The organism is Bradyrhizobium sp. (genome assembly GCF_030697065.1).
GTDB lineage: Bacteria > Pseudomonadota > Alphaproteobacteria > Rhizobiales > Xanthobacteraceae > Bradyrhizobium.
The window spans coordinates 1-4013 of sequence record NZ_JAUYQU010000125.1 but is presented as its reverse complement, the minus strand read 5'-3'; the positions used below and the strand labels follow the sequence as shown (position 1 = coordinate 4013).

Below are 4013 nucleotides of genomic sequence, written 5' to 3'. Positions count from 1 at the left end.
CTGAAAATCATCGGCGCCGCGCTGAAGGGCTATGACAATATCGATGTCGATGCCGCGCGCGAACGCGGCGTCCAGGTCACCATCGTGCCGGACCTCCTCACCGGGCCGACCGCGGAACTGGCGATCGGATTGATGATCGCGATCGGGCGGCACATCCCGGCCGGAGATGCCGGCATCCGTCATCAGGGTTTTGCCGGCTGGCGGCCCCAATTGTATGGCACGGGCATCGGCAACGCGACGGTCGGGATCATCGGGTTCGGCCTGGTCGGCCAGGCCATCGCGCGCCGTCTCGGCGGCTTCGGCTGCCGCATCGTCGCGTTCGATGCGAAGCCGTTCGACGAAGGCACCGGCGTCGAGCGGGTGGCGTTCGATGACGTCCTGAAGCTATCCGATTTCGTGGTGCTGGGCCTGCCGCTGACCGATTCCACCACCGGGTTGATCGATGCGCGGGCGATCGGCCGGATGAAGCCGGGCGCGCTGCTGGTCAACCCCGCGCGCGGCTCGCTGGTCGATGAAGCCGCGGTGGCCGATGCGCTGGCGAGCGGCCATCTCGGCGGCTACGCCGCCGACGTGTTCGAATGCGAGGACTGGGCGCGGCCGCACCGGCCGATGTCGATCGATCCGGGATTGACCGCACCGGGGGCGCGAACCGTGCTGACGCCGCATATCGGATCGGCGGTGACGTCGGCGCGGCGGCAGATCGAGCTGTCCGCCGCGACCAGCATCCTGCAGGCCCTGGCAGGCCAGGTGCCCGCCGGGCTGGTCACCATCCCGAAAATCAAGACCGCGGCCTTGACCGCATAAAATGCTGAACCTGACCCACGCCAAAACCTTTCTCGCCGTGATCGCCGCCCGCGGCATTCGTGCCGCCGCGCGTCAGCTCGATCTCGCGCCGTCGACCATCGTCGATCACATCCGCCAGCTCGAGGAGGTAATGGCCGCGCCGCTGGTGCTGCGCCGGCGCGGCGGCGCCGTGCTGACCGACCAGGGCGCGCGCTTTTTGCCGCTGGCGCGTTCGCTGGTCGAAACCGCCGGCCGCGTGCGCGGCCTGGTCCAGCTTCCGACGCTGCGCGTGGCGGCATCGAGCAATGTCGGCACCTATCTGCTGCAGCCTCATCTGGGGGCGTTTCAGCGCAGCATCGGCATTCCGGTCGAGCAATGGATCGGACCGAACAATGATGTCGTCGCAAGGCTTGAACGCGGCGAAGCCGATCTCGCCGCGATGGAATGGTGGGACGGCAGGGAAGGCTTTGCCGCGCGCACCTTCGCGCGCGAGCCGCTGGTCGTCATCGTCGCCCCCGATCATCGCTGGGCCGGGCGCGGCTCGCTCTCCGTGGCCGAACTGCAGGGCGAGCCATTGCTGGGCGGCGAATCCGGCACCGGCACCGGGCATCTGCTGCGCCGCCGGCTCGGACCGGCCGCCGGCACTCTCACCATCGTCGGCGGCTTCGGCAGCACCGAGGCCGTCAAGCGCGCGGTCCGCGCCGGCGCCGGCGCGTCGATCGTGATAGAATCCTCCGTCGCCGACGAAGTCGCCGCGCGGCGGCTGGTCGCGCTGCGTCTCGAAGGCGTCGACCTCGCCAAGGAGATCAAGCTGATCGTCCCCGACACGCTGCCGCCGACGGCGCCGGCGATGATGATGTTCGAGGCCTCGCGCGGGTGGGGCGGGGCGGTTTAGAACGGCCGGCAGGATTTTCGCGGAGTTTCGCCGCATCGGAACTGTCATCGATCGCTCGCGTTCACGGCAAATCTTCGGCGTGCAGGTTCCCGAGTTCCCGCGAGATACGAGAGCATTACGGATCTAAGTATATTTCATTCATGGCGCGTTCAGTGGCACGACGTACAGTCGAGTCGGGGCTGGTTGAACAAGGAAATGAAATGAAATCGATCGCCTTCAGTGTTGCCGTCGCCGCGTTCCTCGGCTTCTCCGCGCTCTCTCCAGCCAGCGCCTTGCCGGCCCACCCGATTGCCGGGGCCGCAGCCGCAGCGTCGGACGTCGTTGACGTGCGTCATTATCGTTCACACCGCGGTCATTATCGCTCGCACCGGGTCTGCAAGGTCCGAACCATCATCAAGCGCGACCGTTTCGGCCGCCGCGTCGTCAAGCGCGTACGCGTCTGCAGGTGACCTGATCGTCTAGCGAGACGGCATGGAACAACCGCGAAAATCGCTGGTTGAGTGTCCATGGCTGACGCGGATGTACCGTCGGCACAACAACGCCGCGTCCCGGGATATTGCCCGCCGGGGCGCGGTGTTTTCGTTGGAACGATTCAATCGTTGAAAGGTTTTTTCCGTTCAACTTTTGGAGAATAAAAATGAGCAATCTTGACAACCAGCCGGGGCGCGACGACCGCATCGGATCCACCAACCGAACATCAATTGACCAAGGCGGCCTTGATACCCGCAAGACCGGCATGGGAACCGGGACGATTGCCGCCATTATTGGCGCGGCAGTCATCGTGGGCGGGTTGATGTTGTTTGGCTCGTGGGGCGACAACCGGACGGCTGTCAACAATCCGCCCGCCGCCACCAGCAATTCGACCCCCGGCACGACGACCGGCCAGACTTCTGGCGCTCCGCGCGTCATAACTCCGAACGTTGCGCCTGCCGCTCCCGCCACGACAGCACCTGCCCCTGCAACGACGCGATAACGCAAACGTCAAGCCCGGGCGGTAACACGCCCGGGCCTTTGGTCCGCCCAGCACGGGCGCACGCGATAATGTTGGTTCTCAGAGGTGCAGAAGAAGAAGACCGACGGGCCCAACAAGTGAAGCGCCGTCGCGAACCGCGTAAGCGAGCGCCGGGGCGAGGCTTTTTCTTCGAAATTTTTCCGGTGAGCAATATTGACCATCAATCGGCCGACGGGCGCCAAGCCGTGGCGACGATTCATTTCCCGGAACCCGGGACCGACCCGAATGTTGCCCTCATGCCAAAGGGACAGCAGCATGTCGATCATCGGACTTAAACACATCCTCACTTTCGTCGCCTTAGCTGCTGCGGCCGCTTCTGCAATAGCAGTGCAGGCACAGGAGAGCGCCCACGAGATCATGATGGGGGGATCGACGAGACCCCACTCGGCAATGCCGATTATGGCTTACGGAGAAAATCCCGATACGGAATTCCCGCCGAGGGTTGCTGCTCCGGCTCGCAGAACGCAAGGCGCCGGCAGCGCGGCATATTGCGTCAGAACCTGCGATGGCCGGTACTTCCCGGCTCCTTCGGGCGACACGCAAGCGGAGGGCTGCAAGGACCTTTGTCCGGCAGCCGAGACAAAAGTGTTTTACGGCGGTACGATCGACAATGCTTCCGCAAGAGATGGAAAGCCCTATTCCTCGCTTCAGAATGCTTTCCGGTATCGCGAGGAACTCGTCACAGGGTGTACCTGCAACGGCAAGGACGTGATCGGACTTGCCAGCATCAAGATCGAGAATGACGAGACTCTACGCCAGGGTGATATCGTGGCTTCGCATGATGGCTTCAGGGTTGTCCGCAGTCTGTCAGGCGGCCAGCCGAAATTTGCTGCGGCCTCGAAGGCCGTCACCGGCCGATACGCCCGACCTCCCGTCCTCGCGAAACGGTGATGGTTGGCTGGGTCATATGATGCGTGCAAGTGTCGGCAGCCCTATAACGCGATATTGTTGCTGTAGCGAAATTGGTCCGTTGTGATAAATTGTCTGCATGACAAAGGATCAGATCACTGCCGTTCTTGAACGTGTCCGGGCCTGGCCCGAGGAGCGGCAGGCCTATGCCGCCGAGATCCTGCTGGTCATCGAAGCGCAGGACGTGAGCCCCCTGCGCGTTGACGAGTGGCAGGCGATCCAGGAAGGCAACGCCGAGGCCGAGCGCGGCGAGTTTGTCAGCGATGCGGAAATGGCCGCGTTCTACAAGCGGCATGGCCTGTGAGAGTCCGCTACACGCCGCGCTCGCGGCGTGACCTTGAGGCGATTTACAACTATATCCACGAGCAAAGTCCAGGCGCAGCGCGCTCGGTGAAGCGGGCCATCCAGCACGCC

7 protein-coding genes are annotated in these 4013 nt (G+C 64.1%); all 7 read left to right on the top strand.

The features are described from left to right. Nucleotides 1-804 (top strand): NAD(P)-dependent oxidoreductase (locus Q8R73_RS10340; RefSeq protein ID WP_305719450.1); only part of this gene is annotated, 804 nt, incomplete at its 5' end. Nucleotide 805: 1 nt separating this feature from the next. Next, nucleotides 806-1678, top strand: a complete 873-nt coding sequence (locus tag Q8R73_RS10335) for a LysR substrate-binding domain-containing protein (RefSeq protein ID WP_305719449.1) — start codon at nt 806-808, stop codon at nt 1676-1678. A 200-nt stretch (nt 1679-1878) separates the two neighbouring features. Next, complete coding sequence (locus Q8R73_RS10330; protein ID WP_305719448.1) at nt 1879-2127, top strand: hypothetical protein; 249 nt, start codon at nt 1879-1881, stop codon at nt 2125-2127. A gap of 188 nt (nt 2128-2315) precedes the next feature. After that, complete coding sequence (locus tag Q8R73_RS10325; protein ID WP_305719447.1) at nt 2316-2651, top strand: hypothetical protein; 336 nt, start codon at nt 2316-2318, stop codon at nt 2649-2651. Between the two features lie 294 nt (nt 2652-2945). Next, nucleotides 2946-3581, top strand: a complete 636-nt coding sequence (locus Q8R73_RS10320) for a DUF2865 domain-containing protein (RefSeq protein WP_305719446.1) — start codon at nt 2946-2948, stop codon at nt 3579-3581. A 97-nt stretch (nt 3582-3678) separates the two neighbouring features. Further along, nucleotides 3679-3903, top strand: a complete 225-nt coding sequence (locus tag Q8R73_RS10315; protein ID WP_305719445.1) for a hypothetical protein — start codon at nt 3679-3681, stop codon at nt 3901-3903. Continuing rightward, nucleotides 3807-4013 (top strand): type II toxin-antitoxin system RelE/ParE family toxin (locus tag Q8R73_RS26045; protein ID WP_371126073.1); only part of this gene is annotated, 207 nt, incomplete at its 3' end. The genes Q8R73_RS10315 and Q8R73_RS26045, both read left to right, overlap by 97 nt.